This is a genomic window from Streptomyces sp. NBC_01481 (assembly GCF_026339995.1).
Lineage (GTDB): Bacteria > Actinomycetota > Actinomycetes > Streptomycetales > Streptomycetaceae > Streptomyces.
Map to the genome: position 1 here is coordinate 117,065 of NZ_JAPEPT010000006.1, position 24,348 is coordinate 141,412.

Here is a 24,348-nt window from a genome sequence, read left to right on the forward strand (position 1 = left end):
GCGTCCGCCGTCTCAGCCACGCTCGCTCATGGCCTCGACGAGGCTCCGTGGCCGCATGTCGGTCCAGTTGTGTTCCACGTACTCCAGGCAGGCCTCCCGGCTGTCCTCCGGGTGGGCGACGCTCCAGCCGTCGGGCACCTCGGCGAAGGAAGGCCACAGGGAGTGCTGGCCCTCGTCGTTGACAAGCACCAGGTACCTGCCGTCCTTGTCCTCGAAGGGGTTGGTGGTCATCGGTTCTCCTCTTTGTCGGTGTGGATCCGCTCGTGAATCCGCTCGGTGATGTCCGCGATCCTCGCTGCCAGGACCGGACCGATCTGGACGAGTGATCCCGGCTGGGTCATGCGGTCGTGCCGGGTGGTGATGTCGTAGGACTCGACACGGCCGGTGACGTAGGGCCGCCAGACGTCGGCGTCCGGCCCGTCCTCCTGGCGGTCGATCGTGGAGTTGAACAGGAGCATGTCTCCGTCGAACAGGCCGGGGATGAAGTCGAGTGCCAGACGCGCGTTGTTGATCATGATCTGGACGACGGCCTCGATGTGGCGTTCCTGGAGGCTGGCCAGGGCGCTGCCGCGTCGCTGGAGGATGTCGGCGACCTCGGTGTAGGTCAGCGGGCCGTCGCCGAGTTCCTCCGCGTCGCAGTCCAGCATGCCGACGAGGACGTCCCGCTCGGTGGGGACGGGGGGCTCGTCGAAGGAGACGTCACCGACCGGGTAGGCGTCGAGGACCGCCAGCAGCGCGGTTCGCTCCCCCTGGCGCTGCAGCTCCGTGGCGATCGCGTGGGCGATGAGCCCGCCGGCGGACCAGCCGAGCACCTGGTACGGCCCCGCGGGCTGGACCTTGCGCATCTGCTCCACGTAGTCGGCCGCCATCTCCTCGATGGAGGTGGGCCGGGGCTCGGGCCGGCCGAGGCTGCGCGCCTGGATGGCGTACACCGGGTACTCGGGCCCGAGGTGGTTCATCAGTCCGCAGTACGACCAGCTGATGCCGCCGCCCGGGTGGACGCAGAACAGCGGGTGATACCGGCCGGTGGTCCGCAGCGGCAGCAGCACGTCGAACGCGTCGTCGGGGTCGTCCATGGCCAGGCGTCCGGTGAGCGCGGCCACGGTCGGCGCCTCGAAGAGAGTGCGCAGCCCCAGCTCGATGCCGAGGGTCTCGCGGACCCGGGACACCAGACGGGCCGCCAGCAGCGAGTGGCCACCGAGGTCGAAGAAGCTGTCGTCGATGCAGACCTGCTCCCGGCCGAGCACCTCGGCGAACAGGTCGCACAGCAGCTGCTCCCGCGGTGTCCTCGGGGACCGTCCGGTGCCGGCGGAGCCGTACTCGGGTGCGGGCAGCGCCGCGCGGTCCAGCTTGCCGTTCCTGGTGAGCGGCAGCGCCTCGAGGGTGACGAACGCGGACGGCACCATGTACTCGGGCAGGCGGCGCAGGAGCCGGTCGGACAGCTCCAGCGCCTCCCGGGCCCCTTCGGGCGCGGGTACGAGGTACGCGACGAGCCGCTTGTCCCCGGGCCGGTCCTCGCGGGCCACGACCGCCGCTTGGGCGATACCCGGGCAGTCGGCCAGCGCGGCCTCGATCTCACCGGGCTCGATGCGGAACCCGCGGAGCTTGACCTGGTCGTCGGCTCGGCCGACGAACTCGAGCTCCCCTGCGGCGTTGCGCCGCAGGAGGTCGCCCGTACGGTACATGCGGGTGCCGACGGGACCGTACGGGTCGGCGACGAAGCGTTCCGCAGTCAGGGCGGCCCGGCCGTGGTAGCCACGGGCGAGGCCCGTCCCGGCGATGTACAGCTCGCCGACGACACCGGGCGGCACGAGTCCCAGGCCGGCGTCGAGGACGTACAGCCGCATCCCGGTCATCGGCCTGCCGATCGGGACGCAGTGCGCCCCTGCCGGGAGGTCGCCCACCCGATGGCAGGCGGCGAATGTGGTCGTCTCCGTAGGCCCGTACCCGTTGACCACCTCTGTGCCCGGGCAGGCGGTCCGTACCCGGTGGACGGCGGACACGGACACGACGTCGCCGCCCGTCCAGATCTCCCGTACCCCGGCGAAGGTGTCGGGGCGTTCCTCCGCGACGAGCCGGAACAGACCGGCCGTCAGCCACAGCCCCGTCACCTCGTGCTCGGCGACGACGCGGGCGAGCGCGGCCGTGTCCAGCTGTCCCGGCGGCGCGACCACGACGCAGCCGCCATTGAGGAGCGGCACCCACATCTCGTACGTGGAGGCATCGAAGGCCGTCGGGGAGTGCAGCAGCACCCGCTCATGGGCGCCGCCGCGCCAGCACGGCGCGAGCGCCAGGCCCGCCACGTCGTGGTGGGTGACGGCGATGCCCTTGGGCCGGCCGGTGGAGCCGGAGGTGTACATGATGTACGCGAGCCCGCGGGGGTGGCAGGTGACGGCCGATGCCCCGGTCACGGACAGTCCCTGGACCAGCGCGGTGAGCACGTCGTGTGTGAGCACCAGCCCCGCACCCGTCTCCCGGACGATCAGGTCGACCCGGCTGGAAGGGAAGCGCGGGTCGAGGGGTACGTAGGCGGCGCCCGCCTTGACGACGGCAAGGATCGCCACGAGGAGCTCGGCGGAGCGCTCCAGCATCACCGCCACCGTGTCGCCGGGCCGCACGCCCTGCCCGGCCAGTGCGTGCGCGACGCGGTCGGCACGCTCGTCGAGTCGGGCGTACGTCAGGGTGGTGTCCCCGGCGACGACCGCGACGGCGTCGGGTGTGGCGCGCACCTGCCGGGCGAAAAGCTCCGGCAGCCCGGTGGCGGGGAGCTCTTCGGCGGGCTCCTGCGGGCCGGCCAGCAGCTGGTCTCGTTCCTCCGGGGACACGACGTCGATGCGGCCGACCGGCCGGCCAGGGTCGGCGACGACCGCTTGGAGCAAGCGCACCCACCGGGCGAACAGCGCCTCGACCGTGGGGCGCTCGAACAGGTCGGTCGCGTACTCCACCGCGCCGGCGATCCCGTCCGGTCCGCCGTCCGGCCGGTGCTCCTCGGCCAGGCTGAAGGTGAGGTCGACGCGTGCCGTGCCGGTGGGGGCGGAGACGAAGCCGGTCCTCAGACCCGGCAGCTCGAAGTCCCCTGTGGGCGCGTTCTGCAGAGCGAGCATGACCTGGAAGAGCGGGTGGTGTGCGAGTGAGCGTGCGGGGTTGAGAGCCTCGACAAGGTACTCGAACGGCACGTCCTGGTGGGTGTACGCGGCGAGGGCCGTCTCCCTCACGCGTGCGAGCAGTTCGGTGAAGGAGGGGTCGCCGGACGTGTCGGTGCGCAGGACGAGGGTGTTGACGAAGAAGCCGACGAGGTCGTCGAGGGCTTGGTCGTTGCGTCCGGCGATGGGGCTGCCGACCGGGATGTCGTCCCCGGCTCCGAGCCTGCTGAGCAACGCCGCGAGACTGGCCTGCAGCACCATGAACATGCTGGCGCCGTGGGCCGCGGCGAGCCCGCGCAGGCCTTGGTGGAGTGCGGCGTCGATGCGCACCGGCAGCTGGTCGCCGCGCTGGGAGGCCGCTGCGGGGCGTGGCCGGTCGGCGGGAAGCTGGATCTGCTCCGGAAGGCCGGCCAGGGCGTCCGTCCAGTACGCCAGCTGGGCGGCGAACAGACTGTCCGGATCGGAGGCATCCCCGAGGAGCTCGCGCTGCCACAGGGTGTAGTCGGCGTACTGCACCGCCGGCGGCAACCCCCGCGGCTCCTCGCTCCGGCAGCGGGCCGCGTAGGCAGTCGCCAGGTCCCGCGACAACGGCCCCATCGACCAGCCGTCCCCCGCAATGTGGTGCACGACGACCAGCAGCACGTGGTCGTCCGGGGCGATCGCGAACAGCTCGGCGCGCACGGGCGTTTCGGAGGCGAGGTCGAAGCCGCGGCGGGAGGACTCCGCCAGCCGGTCCGCGAGGCCGGACTCGTCCGTCTCGACGACGGGCAGGGCAGGGCGCGCCTCTTCGGGCGTGAGCACGTGCTGGTACGGGGTGCCGCCGAAGGCGCGGAACACGGTGCGCAGGCTCTCGTGGCGCGTGACCACGTCGCCGAGCGCGTCACGCAGCGCACACCGATCGAGCGGGCCGGTCAGCCGAAGTGCCAGCGGCATGTTGTACGTGGCCCCGGGACCGTCCATCTGGTGCAGGAACCACAGGCGGCGTTGGGCGAACGACAGTGGCATCCGCTGCGGGCGCTCCCGGGCCGTCAGGGCGGGCCGGGCGCGGCCGGCCGCGTCCAGCCGGGCCGCGAGCGCGGCCACCGTCGGTGCCTCGAACAGACTCCTGACATCGAGCTCCGCTCCGAAGACGGCGCGGATCCGGGACACCAGCCGGATGGCGAGCAGCGAGTGCCCGCCCAGGTCGAAGAAGCTGTCGTCGACACCAGCCTCGGCGAGGCCGAGGACCTCGGCGAACAGATCGGCGAGGAGCTGTTCCTGCGGGGTGCGCGGGGCGTGGCCGCGTCCTGCCGTTCCGAGGTCGGGGGCGGGCAGGGCGCGCCGGTCCAGCTTTCCGGCTGCGGTCAGCGGCAGGGCCTCCAGCGCCACGAACGCCGACGGAACGAGGTGTTCGGGCAAGCGGGCGCGCAGCCATTCGCGCAGCTCGGCGGCCGGGGCCCCGGTGACGTGAACACCGGTCGGGCGGTTGGTGAGCCCGGACAGCGGCGTGTCCGTCGTCCGCCGCGGACGGTAGAGACCGTCGGGCACGGCGGTGGAGGCGTCCGTGGACGCGGCGAAGACGACGTCGAGGGCGTCGTCCGCGGTGGGCGACCAGGTGACGCCGACCCATCGCCCGTACGCCTCGCCGAGGGCGTGGAACTCCTCCGGGTCGACAAGGCCCTTGTCCTCGGGGCCGTGCAGCCGGGCGAGCAGGTCCGGCAGGGTGGCGTCACCGCGGCGCACGGCCTCGGCGACGGCCGCCTCCCGCACGACGCGGCCGTTCGGCACCCCGGTGACGCGGAGCGCGGCCGCCGGGGGCAGATCGTTGAGCAGCCCGCGCAGCGCGTCGAGGCCGGAGATCTGCCGACCCCATGCCACTTCGGCGGGTGCGTCCAGCGCGCGTGGGGTGACGGGCGGCTTGCGCAGGGTGACGTCGTAACGGTAGCGGGTGAGCTCGTTGTGGTGGCCGCCTCGCTTGACGTGGACGGCCACCGCGCCGATGTCGTTGCTCGTGTCGCGCAGGGTGGTGAAGAAGTCGGGGTCGACGAGGAGTTCCTTCTCGACCAGCAGGGCCTGCTCCACCGCGCGCCGCACGGTCACCAGGTCGGTGTCCTCGCCCGCCTTGTGCAGCTGTACCGCGGTGGCGAACGGGCGCAGCAGCCGCAGGTTGCGTACGTCGCCGAGGAAGAGGGTGCCGCCGGGCGCAAGCAGGGCCATGAGCCGTCCCACGACGTCGGCGAGGTAGTCGGCGCCCGGGAAGTACTGGACGACCGAGTTCACGACGACCGTGTCGAAAGTGCCGGCGGGCAGCCCGTCGGTGTCGTGCGCGGGCTGGTTCCGCAGGACGACCCTTCCGCCGAGGTCCGGTCGGTCGCCGAGCCGTTCCGCCAGCGCGTCGATGGCCGTGGCGGAGAAGTCGGTCGCCCAGTAGGTCTCGCAGTGGGGCGCGACCCGGGAGAGCAGCAGTCCGGTGCCGACGCCGACCTCCAGCACCCGCCGGGGACGCAGTGACAGGATGCGGTCCACGGTCGCGTCGCGCCACTCCCGCATCTGCTCCACGGGGATGGGCTCGCCGTCGTAACTGCTGTTCCAGCCGGTGAAGTTCTGGCCGAAACCGGCCGGGGACGCCGTGATGGGCAGCGCGTCATAGATCTCCCGCCACTCCCCGACGTGATCCTCTTCGAGCCGGTGGTCCCGTCCGGTCCCGGCGTCGTTGCTCGCGACGACGTACGCGACGAGCTGCCGGCCTTCGGGCGTGTCGGTACGGTCCTGCCGGGCGACCACCGCGGCCTGGCCCACCCCCGGGTGGGTGGCGAGGACCGCCTCGATCTCGCCGGGTTCGATGCGGAAGCCGCGCACCTTCACCTGGTCGTCGGCCCGGCCGACGTACTCCAGGCACCCGTTCGCGTTCCACCGCACCAGGTCGCCGGTGCGGTACATCCGCGCACCGGCGGGCCCGTACGGATTCGCCACGAAACGCTCGGCGGTCAGACCGGGCCGGTTCAGGTAGCCGCGGGCGAGGCCGCCGCCGGCGACGTACAGTTCCCCGCTCACGCCTTCCGGCACCGGGCGCAGGGCACTGTCCAGCACGTACACGCGGGTGTTGGCGATGGGGCGGCCGATCGGCGGGACTCCGGCGCCGGAAGTGAGCGGGTCGCTCATGGTCGCGCAGACCGTGGTTTCGGTGGGACCGTAGGCGTTGATCATCCGCCGCCCGGGCGCCCACCGTGCCACCAGCTCGGGCGGACACGCCTCGCCCGCCACCACCAGCGTCGACACCGACAGTCCGGCGTCGTCCGGCAGGGCCGCCAGCACCGACGGAACCAGCGTCACATGGGTCACGCCGAGGGCGTCGCCCCTCAGGGCGTCGAGCGGCGGTCCGGGGGGCGGCAGCACCAGCGTCGCGCCTGTCAGCAGTGCCGTGTACAGCTCGGAGACGGAGGCGTCGAAGCTCGGTGAGGCGAACTGCAGGACTCGGCTGCGGCAGTCGATCGCGAACCGGTCGACCTGGGCGGCCACCAGACCGGCGATCCCGGCGTGGCTCACCACCACGCCCTTGGGCCGTCCGGTCGAGCCCGAGGTGTAGATGACGTACGCGGGGTTGCGCACGTCGGTCGCGACGACCGGATCGGTCTCCGGGAAACCGTCCGTCCCTGTGACCATCGCCGGGTCGTCGACCACGAGGACCGGCCGGGCGTCGTCGAGCATGAACGCGATCCGGGACTGCGGGTACTCCGGGTCGACGGGGAGGTAGGCCGCGCCCGCCTTCATCGTCCCGAGGACCGCCACGACCAGCTCCACCGAGCGGGGCAGGGCGAGGGCCACGATCTGCTCGCCGCCCACTCCGCGCCCGATCAGGGCGTGCGCAAACCGGTTGGCACGCGCGTCGAGTTCCGCGTAGGTGAGGGTGGTGCCGCCGCAGACGAGGGCCACAGCGTCCGGCGTCGCCCGCACCTGCGCGGCAAAGGAGACGGGGAGCGGGACGGCGTCCACGGGGACGTCGGTGTCGTTGTAGGTGGCCAGCAGGCGGTTCTGCTCATCGGCGGACAGCACGTCGGCCTGGCCGACCGGCCGTCCGGGGTCGGCGACGACGGCCTGCAGTAGCCGTGTCCAGCGGGCGACGAGGGTTTCGACCGTGGCACGGTCGTAGAGGTCGGTGGCGTACTCGACGGTACCGATGACCCCCTGTGGCGTGCCGTCCTCGCCGTACCGCTCGGACAGGCTGAAGCCCAGGTCGAACTTGGCGGTGCCGGTGGGGGCCGGGGCGGGCGACACACGCAGCCCGGGGAGCTCGAAGTCACCGGCGGGTGCGTTCTGCAGGGCGAACATCACCTGGAACAGCGGGTGGTGGGACAGCGACCGCGCCGGGTTGAGCTCCTCCACCAGGTGCTCGAACGGCAGGTCCTGGTGGGCGTAGGCGGTCAGGGCGTTCTCCCGCACCCTCCGCACTAGCTCGTCGAAGGTGGGGTCACCGGAGGTGTCGGTGCGCAGGACCAGCGTATTGACGAAGAAGCCCACGAGGTCGTCGAGCGCGTCGTCGGTGCGCCCGGCGATGGGGCTGCCTACGGCGATGTCGGTGCCCGCGCCGAGCCGCGTGAACAGGGCGGCCAGCCCGGCCTGGAGCACCATGAAAAGGCTGGCACCGCACCGGCGGGCCAGTGCCGCCAGTCCGGCGTGCAGCTCGGGGCTCAGTTCCGCGATGAGGCGCTCGCCCCGGTACGAGGCCACGGCCGGACGTGGCCTGTCCGTCGGCAGCTGGACCTGCTCGGGCAGGTCCGCCAGCCGCTCTGCCCAGTACGCGAGTTGACGGGTGAAGAGGCTGTCCGGGTCGTCGGCGTCACCGAGGAGGTCACGCTGCCAGAGGGTGTAGTCGGCGTACTGCACCACGAGCGGCGACAACTCCGGCTTACCTCCCCCTGCGCGCGCCGCGTAGGCAGTGGTCAGGTCACGGGAGAGCGGACCCATGGACCAGCCGTCACCCGCGATGTGATGCACCACCACCAGCAGGACGTGCTCGGTGGGAGTGAGGGCGAAGAGCTCCGCCCGCAGCGGGGCCTCGGCCGACAGGTCGAACGCGTACCGCGCCGCCTCCGCCAGCCGTTGCGGCAGTTCCGCCTCCTCCGTGTCGGTCACCCGCAGCCGGGGGCACGCCTCCTCGGGGTCGAGAACGCTCTGGCAGGGCACACCGTCGACGTCGGTGAAGACCGTCCGCAGGCTCTCGTGCCGCGCCACCACGTCGACGAGCGCCGACCGGAGGGCCGTACCGTCCAGCTCCCCCGACAACCGCAGCGCCAGCGGGATGTTGTACGTCGCGCTCGGGCCCTCCAGCTGGTGCAGGAACCACAGCCGCCGCTGCGCGAACGACAACGGAACGACGTCGGGACGCGGGTACGCCCGGAGCGCGCGGCGTGGGCGTCCGAGGCCGTCGAGCCTCGCGGCGAGTCCGGCGACGGTCGGTGCCTCGAAGAGGGTCCGTAGTCCCACTTCCACGCCGAAGGACGTACGGATGCGGGCGATGAGGCGGGTGGCGAGGAGGGAGTGTCCGCCCAGGTCGAAGAAGCTGTCGTCGATGCCGATGCCGGGCACCCCCAGCACCTCGGCGAACAGCTCCGCCAGCACCTGCTCGCGCGGGGTACGAGGCACCCTGCTCCGCTCCCCGGTGCCGAACTCCGGGTCCGGCAGCGCCGCCCGGTCCAGCTTCCCGCTCGGCGTCAGCGGCAGCCCTTCCAGCACCACGAACGCCGCCGGAACCATGTACTGCGGCAACCGCTCACGGACATGTGCCCGCACCCCCTCCGAATCCACAGCAGCGCCCACGCAGGCCGGCACGAGGTAACCGACAAGACGCTCCTCGCGGACCACAACCGCACACCGCCCGACATCCCGATGGGCGCACAGCACCGCCTCGACCTCACCAGGCTCGATACGGAAACCACGCACCTTCACCTGCTCGTCGACACGCCCCACGAACTCCAGACAACCGTCCCCACGCCACCGCACCAGATCACCCGTGCGGTACATCCGCGAACCCACCGGCCCGAACGGATCCGCCACGAACCGCTCCGCCGTCAACCCAGGACGATTCAGATACCCACGCGCCAAACCCCCACCGGCAACGTACAACTCACCCGCAACACCCGCCGGAACCAGCCGCAGACCACCGTCCAGCACATACACCCGCGTATTCACCACCGGACGCCCGATCGGCGGCACCCCCGACCCCGGCGACAACGCATCACTCATCGTCGCGCACACCGTCGCCTCGGTCGGACCATACGCATTGATCATCCGACGGCCCCCCGCCCAACGATCCACCAACTCCGCCGAACACGCCTCACCGCCGACCACGAGGGTGGTCGCCGACGGCACTTCGCTTGCTGCCAACGCCGCCAGGGCGGACGGCGGGAGCACCGCGTGGGTCACGCCGTTGCGGCAGTCGGCCAGGCCGGACAGCGGCTCGTCGGCCGGGGCCAGGACGAGGGCGGCTCCCGAGAGCAGCGCGTTCGACAGATCCCAGAAGGAGGCGTCGAAGCTCGGCGACGTGAACTGCAGAATGCGGCTGCCGGTGCCGATCCCGAAGCGCTCGACGGTCGCGGCGTGGAGCCCGGCGATACCGGCGTGGCTGACCACCACGCCCTTCGGCCGTCCCGTCGAACCCGACGTGTAGATCACATACGCCGGATGACGCGGATCCAGCCCCACCCCCGGATCCGACTCCGGATACCCGGCCGTCTCCGACACGAAAGCCGCATCCTCCACGACCAGCACCGGCCGGGCATCATCCAGCATGAACGCGATCCGCGACGCCGGATACCCCGGGTCCACCGGCAAGTACGCCGCGCCCGCCTTCATCACGCCCAGCATCGCCACGACCAGCTCCACCGACCGCGGCAGAACCAGCGCCACCACACGCTCCGGCCCCACCCCACGCTCCACCAGCACATGCGCAAACCGATTCGCCCGAGCGTCAAGCTCGGCATACGTCAACGACGTGTCCCCCGCCACGAGGGCCACCGCACCCGGCGCCGCCCGCACCCGCCCCGCGAAGAGCGCGGGGAAGTTCGCCTCGGAGACGGGAAGGGAGGTGTCGTCGTGGTCGGCGAGCAGGCGGCGGTGTTCCTCGGCGGAAAGGATGTCGATGTGCCCGATCCGCTGTCGCGGGTCGGCGGCCATCGCGTCCAGGAGCCGTGTCCACCGTGCGACGAGCGACTTGACCGTGGCCGGGTCGTACAGGTCCGTGCTGTACTCGACGACGCCATGGAGTCCGCCCGGGGTGCCGTCGTCGCCGCGCCGCTCGGCGAGGCTGAACGTCAGATCCACCCGCGAGGTGCCGGTGGGCACCGTCAGTCCCGAGACACGCAGGCCGGGCAGCTCGAAGTCGCCGGTGGGCGCGTTCTGCAAGGCGAGCATCACCTGGAACAGCGGGTGGTGGGACAACGACCGCGCCGGGTTGAGATCCTCCACCAGGTGCTCGAACGGCACGTCCTGGTGGACGTACGCGGCCAGCGCGCCGTCCCGCACACGCCCGAGCAGCTCGGCGAACGTCGGATCGCCGGAGGTGTCCGTCCGCAGGACGAGGGTGTTGACGAAGAAACCCACGAGGTCGTCGAGCGCCTGATCGGTGCGCCCGGCGACCGGGGCGCCGACGGCAATGTCGGTGCCCGCGCCGAGCCGGGTGAACAGCGCGGCCAGCCCCGCCTGCATGACCATGAACAGACTGCTGCCGGTGCTCCGGGCCAGGCCCGTCAGACGGGCGTGCAGCTCGGCTCCCATGTCCACGGTGAGCAGGGCACCCCGGTGGGACATGGCCGGGGGCCTGGGCCGGTCGGCCGGCAGCTGGATCCGCTCGGGCAGGCCGGCCAGCCGCTCGGTCCAGTGGGCGAGCTGCCGCGCGAAGAGACTGCCCGGGTCAGAGGCGTCGCCGAGGAGCTCGCGTTGCCACAGCGCGTAGTCGGCGTACTGCACGGGCAGCGCGGTCCAGGACGGCTCGTCGCCGCGACGGCGGGCGGCGTAGGCCGTCGTCAGGTCGCGGGCGAGGGGTTCGAGGGACCAGCCGTCGCCGGCGATGTGGTGGACGACCACCAGCAGCACGTGTTCCTCGGGTGAGACAGCGAGGAGCTCGGCCCGCAACGGCGCTTCGGCGGCCAGGTCGAAGCGGTGTGCGGCCGTCGCAGCCAGCCGGTCGGCGAGGTTCTCTTCGGCGACCCGTGTCACGGCCAGCCCCGGGCAGGCCTCCACCGCGGTGACGATCCGCTGGTACGGCTCGCCGTCGTCGGTGTCGCCGATGAGCGTGCGCAGGCTCTCGTGCCGGTGCACGACATCGCGCAGCGCGGACCGAAGCGCCTCCTGGTCCAGTGAGCCCGACAATCGGAGGGCCAGGGGCATGTTGTAGGTGGCGCTGGGGCCCTCCAGCCGGTGCAGGAACCACAGGCGGCGCTGGGCGTACGACAGCGGCACGCGCTCGGGGCGCGGGAGGCGGGCCAGGGCCGGGCGGGCCTGTTCCGCCTCACCGAGCCGGGCGGCGAGTCCGCCGACGGTGGGCGTCTCGAAGAGGCTGCGCAGGTCGAGCTCCACGCCGAGCGTGGCGCGGGCCCGGGAGACGAGACGCGTGGCGAGGAGTGAGTGTCCGCCGAGGTCGAAGAAGCTGTCGTCGATGCCGACCCGCTCCACCCCGAGGACTTCGGCGAACAGTTCGCACAGCACGTGCTCGTGCGGGGTGCGCGGTGCCCGGCCGGAGGCGGCGGGTGCGAGGTCGGGGGCGGGCAGGGCGCCGCGGTCGAGTTTGCCGTTGGAGGTCAGCGGCAGTGCGTCGAGGGTCACGAAGGCTGCGGGCACCATGTACTCGGGGATGCGGTCACCGAGGTGGGCGCGCAGCCGGCGGTACCACTCCCCGTCGGGTGCGCCGTCGGCACGGTCCACGGGACCGTCACCGGTGGGCACGACGTAGGCGACGATCTGCCTCTCGCCGGGGCGGAACTCGTGGGCGAGCACGGCACACTGCGCCACTTCGGGGCCTTCGCTGAGCGCGGCCTCGATCTCGCCCAGTTCGACGCGGAAGCCACGGACCTTGACTTGGTGGTCGACGCGGCCCAGGAACTCCAGGGGGCCGTCGGCGGTCCACCGCACGAGGTCGCCCGTGCGGTACATCCGGGTCCCGGCCGGGCCGTACGGGTCGGCCACGAACCGTACGCCGGTGAGGCCCGGCCGATGCAGATAGCCGCGTGCCAGGGCGACGCCGGCGATGTACAGCTCGCCCGGCACACCGGCGGGCACGGGGCGCAGCGCGGCGTCCAGGACGTAGACCCGGGTGTTCGCGACGGGGCGGCCGATCGGTGGGGTCCTGGGGCAGCCGGCGAGGTCGGCGGGGAGGGTGCAGGCGGTGACGACATGGGTCTCGGCAGGCCCGTAGTGGTTGTGCAGCACCCTTCCAGGGCTGCTCGTGTGGAACGCGCGGACCTGCCCGCCGAGCCGCAGTGCCTCGCCTGCCTGGGCAACGGACCGCAGCGACGGAAGGGTACGTCCGCTCTCGAGCGCCGCCTCGGCGACCGCCTCGACGACCAGGTTCGGTGCGAACAGTTCCGTCACCTCGTGCCGGTCCAGCCAGGAGACCAGGAGTTCGGCGCTGCGCCGCTCGTCCTCCGTCGGTACGACGAGGGTCTTGCCGAAGGCCAGCGCGGACAGAATCTCCTGCACAGAGACGTCGAAGCTGATCGCGGTGAACTGGGCGGTGCGAGCGGGCGCGGCGGCCGGTGCGGTCGCGTCGCCGCCGAGGGCATGGTGGTGCCACAGCAGCAGGTTGTGCACGGCCCGCGCCGGCATGGTGACGGCCTTGGGCCGGCCGGTGGAGCCGGAGGTGTAGATCACGTAGAGCGGGTGCTGCGGGAGCAGCGGCGTGGTGCGGTCGGCGTCGACGGGATCGGTCGTGGGGAACGTGTCCGGGACTCCGGCGGGCCGTGCCGGGTCCAGTTCGAGCCGGGGGGTGGCGAGATCCGCGGGGACCAGGGTGTCGGTGTCCGGGGTGGTCAGCAGCAGCGCCGCCCGTGCGTCGTGGAGCATGAAGGCGATCCGGGCCTTCGGGTACTCGGTGTCCACCGGCAGGTATGCGGCGCCGGTCTTGAGTACGGCGAGCATCGCGGTGACGAACCGGGCGGAGCGGGGCAGGGCGAGTGCCACGACGCTCTCGGGCCCGACGCCCCGCCGGATGAGAGCGTGGGCGAGCCTGTTGGCGTGTGCGTTGAGCTCGCCATAGGTGAGGGTGGCGTCCTCCGCGACGACGGCGACCGCGTCAGGTGTGGCCCGGACCCGGGCCTCGAAGAGTTCCGGCACGCTGATGTCCGGGAGCTCGACAGTCGTGTCGTTGCGGGCCTGAAGGAGCTCGTGCCGTTCCGCTGCCGTCAGGATCTCGATGGCGCCGATGGGGCGCTCCGGGTCCGTGGCGGCCGCCTCCAGCAGCCGTGCCCAGCGCGCAACGAGTGACTCGACGGTGGCCGCGTCGAACAGGTCGGTGGCGTACTCCACAGCTCCGGTGAGACCGCCCGGGACGCCGTCCGGCCCGTGCCGTTCGGACACGGCGAAGAACAGGTCGAACTTGGCGGTGCCGGTGGCGACCGGGACCGTGGACAGCCTCAGATCAGGCAGGTCGAACTCGGCCAGCGGCGCGTTCTGCAGGGCCAGCATGACCTGGAACAGCGGGTGGTGGGACAGGGACCGCGCAGGGTTGAGCTCCTCGACGAGGTGTTCGAAGGGCAGGTCCTGGTGGGCGTAGGCGGCGAGGGCGTTGTCCCGTACGCGTCCGAGCAGTTCGGCGAAGGTGGGGTCGCCGGAGGTGTCCGTCCGCAGGACGAGGGTGTTGACGAAGAACCCGACGAGGTCGTCGAGGGCCTCGTCGGTGCGCCCGGCGATGGGCGTGCCGAGCGGGATGTCGGTGCCTGCACCATGGCGGCTGAGCAGGGCGGCCAGCCCTGCCTGGAGCACCATGAACAGACTGGTGCCGTGCCGGCGGGCCAGACCGGTCAGCGCCGCGTGCAGCTCGGGGCTCAGGTCCACGCCGACGTGGCCGCCCCGGTACGAGGCGAAGGCGGGCCTGGGCCTGTCGGTGGGCAGCTGGATCCGCTCGGGCAGCCCGGCGAGGTTGTCCGACCAGTGGGCGAGCTGCCGTGCGAACGCGCTGTCCGGGTCCGACTCGTCGCCGAGGAGCTCGCGCTGCCACAGCGTGTAGTCGGTGTACTGGACCGGCAGGGGGCGCCATGACGGCTTCTCACCGCGGCGGCGCGCGGTGTAGGCCGTGGCGACGTCGCGTGCCAGCGGGCCCGCGGACCACCCGTCGCCGGCGATGTGGTGCAGGAGGAGCAGCAGTACGTGCTCCTCCGGGCCGACTGCGAACAGTTCGGTGCGCAGCGGCTGCTCGGAGACGAGGTCGAAGCAGTACGCGGCGGCCTCGGCGAGCATGCCGGGCAGGGAGTCCTCGTCGGCCGGGGTGACCGTCAGTCCTACGGGCAGGGCGTCGCCGTGCGCGATGTGCTGGTAGGGCGTCCCTTCGTGCTCTCGGAACACCGTGCGCAGGGTCTCGTGCCGTTCCGTGACATCGCGGAGGGCCGCCTCGAGCGCCTCGCGGTCGAGGTCCCCAAAGAGGCGGAGCGCCACGGGAATGCTGTAGGTGGCGCTGGGGCCTTCGAGCTGGTGCAGGAACCACAGGCGGCGCTGTGCGTGGGACAGCGGCACCCGGTCGGGGCGCTGCCGTGGGGTGAGGGCGAGCCTGGCCTGCTCGGCTCCGGCGAGCCGGTGCGCGAGGGCGGCGACGGTCGGAGTCTCGAAGAGCGCGCGCAGTTCGATCTCCACGCCCAGAGCCGCCCTGATACGGGCGACGAGGCGGGTGGCGAGGAGGGAGTGCCCGCCGAGGTCGAAGAAGCTGTCGTCGGCGGCGATTGCGGGCAGCCCGAGGACGTCGGCGAACAGTTCGGCGAGGAGCTGTTCCTGCGGTGTGCGCGGAGCCCGGCCGGGCTCCGCGGGGAGGTGCTGCGGGGCGGGCAGCGCGGCGCGGTCCACCTTGCCGTTCGGGGTGACCGGCAGGTCGTCGAGGGGCACGAGCACCGAGGGGACCATGTGCCCGGGGAGCCGCTGCTGGAGGTGGTGGCGCAGCTCCGCGGGGCGGGGCGTACGACCGGTGACGGGCACCACGTAGCCGACCAGCCGGTCGTCCCGGACGGTCACCACGCTGCGGTCGACATCGGGATGGGCGCAGAGCGTGGCCTCGATCTCGCCGGGCTCGATGCGGAACCCGCGGACCTTGACCTGGTCGTCGGCGCGGCCGACGAACTCCAGGTATCCGTGGGCGGGTCGGCGGACCAGGTCGCCGGTGCGGTACATGCGGCGGCCGGCCGGGCCGAAGGGGTCCGCGGTGAACCGTTCGGAGGTGAGGCCCGGCCGCCCCAGGTATCCGTTGGCGAGTCCGGCGCCCGAGATGTAGAGCTCGCCCGTGACTCCCGGGGGCACCGGTCGCAGGTTCGCGTCGAGCACGTGGACACAGGTGTTGGTGACCGGCCGTCCGATCACCGGCCGGGGTGACCAGTCGGTGCGTGCGGTCACGGCGTCGACCGTGCATTCCGTCGGTCCGTAGAAGTTGAAGCCGACGGTCCCCTCCGTGGACCTCAGGCGCCGCCAGAGCGGCTCGGGGACGGCTTCGCCGCCGACCACGATGCGGGCCGGACGCCACCTCGGGTCGTCGAGCAGCCCATGGGAGACGAGGACCTGGAGGTAGGACGGGGTCACGTCGACGACGTCGATGCGGTCCCGGATCAGGTGTTCCACCAGCGCGTCGGGGTCGGTCCACGTCTCGCCTTCCACGACGTGCAGTTCGTGGCCGGCGAACAGGCACAGCAGCTGGTCCCAGGAGGCGTCGAAGGATACTGACGCGGTGAGGGCGACGCGCAGCGGCCGGCCGGCAGACGTCCCCGTGCCGGGGGCGAACAGTGTCGTGCGGTGGTGTTCGAGGAGGTTGACCAGGCTGCCGTGGCCGACCACGACACCCTTGGACCGCCCGGTTGAGCCGGAGGTGTACACGACATAGGCCGGCTGCTGAGGCAGCGGAACATGAGTGGGCCGTGCAGCGGGCTGCTGCTCCGTGCCGCGGACGGTGTCCGGGTCGTCCACGACGAGAACCGGCCGCGCGTCGTCGAGCATGAACGCCTTGCGAGCGTCGGGGTAGTCGGGGTCCACCGGAAGGTAGGCCGCACCGCTCTTCAGGACGCCGAGGATCGCGATCACGAGCTCCGCCGACCGGGGCAGCGACAGCGCCACCACGGTTCCGGGCCCCGCCCCGCGCTCGATCAGGAAGTGGGCGAAGCGGTCGGCGCGCACGTCCAGTTCGGCGTATTTCAGCCTGGCGTCCCCGGCGACGACGGCCACGGCATCCGGCGTCGCCTCCGCCTGAGCCTCGAACAGCTGCGTCACGCAGGAATCACTGCGGTCCGCAACGGGTCCGCATCCGGCGGCCGTGAGCTCACGCCGCTCCTGCGGGGAGAGCACATCGATCCGGCCGATCGGCCTGTCCGGGTCGGCGGCCACAGACTCCAGCAGCCGGAGCCACCACGCGACGACGGACTCCACGGTCGACGGATCGAACACGTCGGCCGCGTACTCGACGCTTCCGCCGAGCCCGTCCGGGCCACCGTCGGAGGTGCGGTGTTCGACGACGTTGAAGGTCACGTCGCACTTGGCCGTACCGAGATCGACGGAAAGGGGGCACACCTGCAGTTCCGGCAGCACGAGGTCGTCGCCGACGGCGTTCTGCATCGCCAGCATGACCTGGAAGAGCGGGTGGTGTGCCAAGGAGCGGGTGGGCTTCAGCACCTCAACCAGGTGCTCGAACGGGACGTCCTGGTGGGCGTACGCGGCCAGTGCGTTCTCCCGTACCCGCCCGAGCAGGTCGAGGAAGCCGGGGTCGCCGGAGAGGTCCGTCCGCAGCACCAGCGTGTTCACGAAGAAACCGACCAGGTCGTCCGCGGCCTCGTCGGTACGCCCCGCCACCGGCGTGCCCAGCGGGATGTCCGTGCCGGCTCCGAGCTTCCCGAGCAGTGCCGCGAGTCCCGCCTGCAGGACCATGAAGAGGCTGGTACCGGTGCGGTTGGCCAGCTCGGCCAGAGCCGTGTGCAGCTCCGCGCCGACCCGCAGAGGCACCCGGCCCCCGCGGGAGGAGGCCACGGCGGGCCGCGGCCGGTCGAACGGGAGCTCCAGCGATTCCGGGACACCTGTCAGTGCCCGGCTCCAGTAGGCGCTCTGTCGCGCGAGGACGCTGTCCGGGTCGGAGACATCGCCCAGCAGCTGACGCTGCCACAGCGCGTAGTCGGCGTACTGCACCGGCAGCGACGGCCACTGGGGCTCCTCACCCCGGCGTCGAGCGGCGTACGCGGCCGCCAGGTCACGGGAGAGCGGACCCATCGACCAGCCGTCGGCGGCGATGTGGTGGACCAGGAGCAGCAGCACATGCTCGTCGGGGGCGAGCGCGAAGAGCCGCGCCCGCATCGGCGGTTCGCCCGCCAGATCGAAGGCATACCGCGAGGCTTCCCCCAGCAGCTCCGGCAGTTCCGTCTCCGCGGCCTCGGTGACGTCGAGCCGTGGCCGGGCCTGTGCCGGGTCGAGGACGTGCTGCTCGGGAATGCCGTCGACGACGGGGAAGACCGTGCGCAGGCTTTCGTGCCGGGTGACGACGTCGCCCAGGGCCGCCGCGAGCGCCGCCCGGTCCAGGGGGCCGGACAGCCTGAGCGCCCAGGGGATGTTGTACGTCGCGCCGGGGCCCTCCATCTGGTCCAGGAACCAGAGCCGCTGCTGCGCGAAGGACAGCGGCACCCGCCCGGGACGTGCCACGGCGGTGAGCTTCCGCTGCGCCCGGGCGGCGTCGCCGAGGCGGCCCGCCAGGGAGGCCACCGTTGGCGCCTCGAACAGGGTCCGCAGCTCCATCTCGACGCCCAGCCGACCCCGGACACGGGCGGCCAGCCGGGTGGCCAGCAGAGAGTGCCCGCCCAGGTCGAAGAAACTGTCGTCGACGCCCACTGCGGGCAGCCCGAGGACGTCGGCGAACAGGCCGGCGAGCACCCCCTCCTGCGGAGTCCGTGGCTCCCGGCCGCCGCCCGGGGTGAACTCCGGGACGGGAAGCGCGCGCCTGTCCAGCTTGCCGTTCGTCGTGAGCGGCAGCGTGCCGAGGACGACGAAGGCGGCCGGGACCATGTACTCCGGCAGCCTTTCGCGTAGCCGTTCGCGTAGCTCCTCCGCCGCGAGGGTCCACCCGGCCGCGGGCACCACGTACGCGACGAGCCGGGTGTCGTCGGCGCGGTCCCGGCGTGCGACGACCGCGGCCTGGGCGACGTCCGGGTGCTCCGCGAGCACGGCCTCGATCTCACCCGGTTCGATGCGGAAACCGCGGACCTTGACCTGGTCGTCGGCACGGCCGACGAACTCCAGGCCGCCGGCCGCGTTCCGACGCACCACGTCGCCCGTGCGGTACATCCGCTCTCCGGCCGGCCCGTGGGGGTCGGCCACGAACCGCGCAGCGGTCAGACCCGGTCGGTGCAGATACCCGCGGGCCAGGCCCGCCCCGGCGACGTACAGCTCTCCCGGCACACAGGGCGGGACCGGCTGCAGGGCCGCGTCGAGAACGTAGGTGCGCAGGTCGGGGATCGGCTCGCCGATCACACTGGCCGTGGCTTCGGCGGCGGTGCGCCGATCCAGGGAGACGTGGGTGACGTGCACCGTCGTCTCGGTGATGCCGTACATGTTCACCAGGACCGGCACGTCGTCGGCGTGGCGCTCGTACCAGTCGGCGAGGCGTCCGAGGTCCAGTGCCTCGCCGCCGAAGACGACGGTGCGCAGGGCCAGGCAGGCCCCTGTCTCCGGCTGCTCCCGGTCCGCCTGCATCAGCTGGTGGAACGCGGACGGCGTCTGGTTGAGCACGGTGACGCCTTCCCGTACGAGCAGCTCCAGGAACCCGCGCGGGGAGCGGCTCACGTCGTGGGGCACGACGACCAGGCGGCCGCCGTGGAGAAGCGCGCCCCAGAGTTCCCAGACGGAGAAGTCGAAGGCGTACGAATGGAACAGCGTCCACACGTCGTCGGCGCCGAACCCGAACCACTCACGGGTGGCCGAGAAGAGCCGTACGACGTTCCGGTGCGGGACAACAACGCCCTTGGGCTGTCCCGTCGAGCCGGAGGTGTAGATGACGTAGGCGGTGTTCTGCGGCGCAACGGCGGTGACCGGGTCGGTGTCCGGGCAGGCGGCCAGGGCGGTGACCGTCGCGGGGTCGTCGAGCAGCAGCCGCCCCGTTCCTTCCCCGCCGGGCAGGGCATCGGCGGTCGAGGACGTGGTGACGAGCAGCGCCGGGCCGGCGTCGTCGAGCACGGCTGCGATGCGGGCGGGCGGATACTCCGGGTCCACCGGCAGGTACGCCGCTCCGGACTTGAGGACGCCGAGGACGGCGACGACGAGGTCGGCGGAGCGCGGCAGGGCCAGCGCCACCAGCTTCTCGGGGCCCGCGCCGCGCGCGATCAGGGCGTGCGCGAGCCGGTTCGCCCGGCTGTTGAGTTCCGCGTACGTGAGGGTGGTGTCGCCGCTGACGACGGCCACGGCGTCCGGCGTCGCCGCCGCCCGGGTCTCGAACAGTGCCGTGACGGTGGTGTCGGCAGCCTCGGCAGGCGCGGTGCGGGCGGGGGCCAGGAGCTGCCGCCGCTCCTGCGCGGACATGACGGCGACCTCACGGAGGGGCCGGTCCGGTTCGGCCGTGACGGCCTCCAGAACCCTCACCCAGCGTGCCACGAGCGACTCGACCGTCCGGGCGTCGAACACGTCGGCCGCGTAGTCGACGATGCAGTCGAGGCCGCCCGGGCCGCCGTCGGCAGTGTGCCGTTCGGTCGCTGCGAAGAACAGGTCGAACTTGGCGGTCCCTGTGGAGACGGGCACGGAGGACAACCGGAGCCCGGGGAGTTCGAAGTCGCCGGCGGGTGCGTTCTGCAGGGCGAACATCACCTGGAACAGGGGGTGGTGGGCCAGTGACCGGACCGGGCTGAGTGCCTCGACGAGGTGCTCGAACGGCAGGTCCTGGTGGGCGTAGGCGGCGAGCGCGTTCTCCCGGACCCGCTCCAGCAGGTCGCGGAAGTTCGGATCTCCCGAAAGGTCCGTCCGCAGCACGAGTGTGTTGACGAAGAAACCGACGACGTCGTCCGCGGCCGCGTCGGTCCGCCCCGCCACCGGCGTACCCACCGTGATGTCGGTGCCGGCACCGTGCTTGCCGAGGAGCGTGGCGAGTCCCGCCTGGAGCACCATGAAGAGGCTGGAGCCGGTGTCCCGTGCCAGCGCGCCCAGGGCCTGCTGCAGCCGCGGCTCGATCCGCACCGTCACCCTGCCACCGCGGTGGGACGCGACCGCGGGCCGCGGCCGGTCGAACGGCAGCTCCAGCTGATCCGGCGCCCCGGCCAGTGCCTCGGTCCAGTAGGCGAGTTGACGGACGAGGAGGCTGTCCGGGTCGTCGGCGTCACCGAGGAGGTCACGCTGCCAGAGGGTGTAGTCGGCGTACTGCACCGCGAGCGGCGCCCACTGCGGCTTACCTCCCCCTGCGCGTGCCGCGTAGGCAGTGGTCAGGTCACGGGAGAGCGGACCCATGGACCAGCCGTCACCCGCGATGTGATGCACCACCACCAGCAGGACGTGCTCCTCCGGGGCGATCGCGAACAGCTCCGCCCGCAGCGGGGCCTCGGCCGACAGGTCGAACGCGTACCGCGCCGCCTCCGCCAGCCGAGCATCGAGCTCCCGCTCGCATGTCTCGGTCACCCGCAGCCGCGGCCACGCCGCCTCCGCGTCCAGCACCCACTGGCACGGCACACCGTCCACCTCGGCGAACACCGTCCGCAGGCTCTCGTGCCGCGCCACCACGTCCACCAGCGCCGCCTGCAGCGCCGCCCGGTCCAGCTCCCCCGACAACCGCAGCGCCAGCGGGATGTTGTACGTCGCGCTCGGGCCCTCCAGCTGGTGCAGGAACCACAGCCGCCGCTGCGCGAACGACAACGGAACGACGTCGGGACGCTCGCGGACCGCCAGAGCGGGCCTGGCCGTGTCGGCACCTTCCATGCAGGCCGTCAGCGAGGCGACCGTCGGTGCCTCGAAGAGGGTCCGTAGTCCCACTTCCACGCCGAAGGACGTACGGATGCGGGCGATGAGGCGGGTGGCGAGGAGGGAGTGTCCGCCCAGGTCGAAGAAGCTGTCGTCGATGCCGATGCCGGGCACCCCCAGCACCTCGGCGAACAGCTCCGCCAGCACCTGCTCGCGCGGGGTACGAGGCACCCTGCTCCGCTCCCCGGTGCCGAACTCCGGGTCCGGCAGCGCCGCCCGGTCCAGCTTCCCGCTCGGCGTCAGCGGCAGCCCTTCCAGCACCACGAACGCCGCCGGAACCATGTACTGCGGCAACCGCTCACGGACATGTGCCCGCACCCCCTCCGAATCCACAGCAGCGCCCACGCAGGCCGGCACGAGGTAACCGACAAGACGCTCCTCGCGGACCACAACCGCACACCGCCCGACATCCCGATGGGCGCACAGCACCGCCTCGACCTCACCAGGCTCGATACGGAAACCACGCACCTTCACCTGCTCGTCGACACGCCCCACGAACTCCAGACAACCGTCCCCACGCCACCGCACCAGATCACCCGTGCGGTACATCCGCGAACCCACCGGCCCGAACGGATCCGCCACGAACCGCTCCGCCGTCAACCCAGGACGATTCAGATACCCACGCGCCAAACCCCCACCGGCAACGTACAACTCACCCGCAACACCCGCCGGAACCAGCCGCAGACCACCGTCCAGCACATACACCCGCGTATTCACCACCGGACGCCCGATCGGCGGCACCCCCGACCCCGGCGACAACGCATCACTCATCGTCGCGCACACCGTCGCCTCGGTCGGACCATACGCATTGATCATCCGACGGCCCCCCGCCCAACGATCCACCAACTCCGCCGAACACGCCTCACCCGCGACGACCAGGGTGCGTGCGTTCAGCCCGCCCTCCGGCACGGCCGCCAGCACCGACGGCACTACGGTGACATGCGTGATCCCGGCCGACGGGTCGGTGAGTGCCTCGAGCGGAGACCCCGGCGGCGGCAGTACCACCGCGGCGCCGGCCAGCAGCGCGGTGTACAGCTCGGACACCGAGGCGTCGAAGCTCGGCGACGCGAACTGCAGCACCCGGCTGTCGGAATCGACGGCGAACCGCTCCACCTGCGCCGCCACCAGCCCGGCGATACCGGCGTGGCTGACCACCACGCCCTTCGGCCGTCCCGTCGAACCCGACGTGTAGATCACATACGCCGGATGACGCGGATCCAGCCCCACCCCCGGATCCGACTCCGGATACCCGGCCGTCTCCGACACGAAAGCCGCATCCTCCACGACCAGCACCGGCCGGGCATCATCCAGCATGAACGCGATCCGCGACGCCGGATACCCCGGGTCCACCGGCAAGTACGCCGCGCCCGCCTTCATCACGCCCAGCATCGCCACGACCAGCTCCACCGACCGCGGCAGAACCAGCGCCACCACACGCTCCGGCCCCACCCCACGCTCCACCAGCACATGCGCAAACCGATTCGCCCGAGCGTCAAGCTCGGCATACGTCAACGACGTGTCCCCCGCCACGAGGGCCACCGCACCCGGCGCCGCCCGCACCCGCCCCGCGAAGAGCGCGGGCAACGGAACGGCATCCACGGACAGCGACGTGTCGTTGTACTCCTCCAGCAGCCGATGCCTCTCCTCTGCCGACAGCACCTCGATCGCGCCGACCGACAGCTCCGGGGCGACAGCCGCGAGACCCTCGAGGAGCCTCATCAGCCGCTCCTGGTGGGCCTTGAGGGTCGCGTCGTCGTACCGGGTGCTGTCGCCCCTCAGTGCGATGCGGGGCGCGGACCCGTCACGCCTGTCCCATGCAACGACCGCCAGGTCGGAGACGGCGAGGGCCGAGAGGTTGTGCGCGGTGGCGTGGTGGCCGGCGAACCGCAGGTCGTAGTCGAAGGACATGATGTTGACGACTGGCGAGAAGGCCGTGCCGATGGTGCCGGGCAGCGACAGATCCCGGTGGAGGTCCTCGCCGCGGTACCGCTGGTGTGCGACGGCATCGCGGACCTCGTCGACGACGTGGGCAACCAGTTCTGCCACCGTCATGTCCGGCCGGACGGACAGCCGCAGCGGCACCACGTTGGAGACCGCACCGGGCACGCGGGTGAGGACGGGATCCCGGCGCGCGGAGACGGCGAGTCCCAGCACAACGTCCGGCGAGCCCGTGAGGCGGTGCACGTACAGGGCCGTCGCCGCGATGAGGAGCCGGGACCAGCGCACCCCGGCCCGCTCGGCCGCCGCCGTCAGGTTGTCCGGCCGCTCCGGTGCCACCGGTTCGGTCCCGCGTACCGTGCCGTTGGCCAGCATTTCGGGTGTCCGGCCCGAAAACGTGGTGACCTCCGGCAGGTCGGCGAAACGCGACGTCCAGTAGGAACGATCGGCTGCGAACCGTTCGGAGGCGCGGTAGGCGGAATCGCTTTCCAGCAGGTCCCGGAAGGGTCCGAATACGGCCTGTTCGGCCGGCCGTCCCTCCATCAGCGCCGTGTACGTGTCCGCGACCGCGCGGGCGATGAGGGAATAGCCGTACCCATCCATCACGATGTGGTGATAGGCGTGGTACCACAGATATAGATCCGTCCGGAGTTTCAGAAGTGTGTGACGGAACAACGGCCCACGGGCGAGATCCATCGGACGGGACATGTCGGCGGCCATCCATCGGCGCGCCGCCGCGCCCGGGTTGTCGTCCGCGCTGACATCGACGACCGGGAATTCCCAGTCCCCCGGCGAGTGGACGACCTGCACCGGCCCGTCCTCCCCGAACCGTCCCTCCTGGTCGTCCGGGAAGCGGACATGCAGGGCTTCGGCCTGCGCGACGACCGCGCGCAGCGCGGTGGAGAAGACATCCACGTCGACAGGTCCGTGGATTTCCAGGTACTCGCCGATACGATAGGCCGCATTATCCCCACCGGCGCATTGTTCAGCGAACCAGATTTCACGCTGAGCGGCCGTCAGAGGACGTGCGACCTCGTCGCGACGAGACATGGGGGTACCTTCCGGAGAATTACTGCCGTGGGCACTGCACGTCCCGGCCGCGGCCGCCTCGGAGTGCCTTGCAATGTGGTGAACT

Annotated in this window: 2 protein-coding genes; both read right to left on the bottom strand. The window is 71.9% G+C overall.

The window, feature by feature from the left end; genetic code table 11:
• Positions 1 to 12: 12 nt before the first annotated feature.
• The gene (locus OOK40_RS30450; RefSeq protein WP_266487948.1) at positions 13 to 231 is read right to left on the bottom strand and encodes an MbtH family protein; all 219 of its coding nucleotides are present in this window, start codon (positions 229 to 231) and stop codon (positions 13 to 15) included.
• Positions 228 to 24,263: a non-ribosomal peptide synthase/polyketide synthase gene (locus OOK40_RS30465; protein WP_323136132.1), complete on the bottom strand. Its 24,036-nt coding sequence runs from the start codon at positions 24,261 to 24,263 to the stop codon at positions 228 to 230. The genes OOK40_RS30450 and OOK40_RS30465 overlap by 4 nt, the downstream gene beginning before the upstream one ends.
• Positions 24,264 to 24,348: the final 85 nt, after the last annotated feature.

Bases quoted from the DNA above. Each gene is read 5' to 3' on its own strand.
- OOK40_RS30450 (WP_266487948.1), bottom strand. From the start codon at position 231: ATGACCACCAACCCCTTCGAGGACAAGGACGGCAGGTACCTGGTGCTT.
- OOK40_RS30465 (WP_323136132.1), bottom strand. From the start codon at position 24,263: ATGTCTCGTCGCGACGAGGTCGCACGTCCTCTGACGGCCGCTCAGCGT.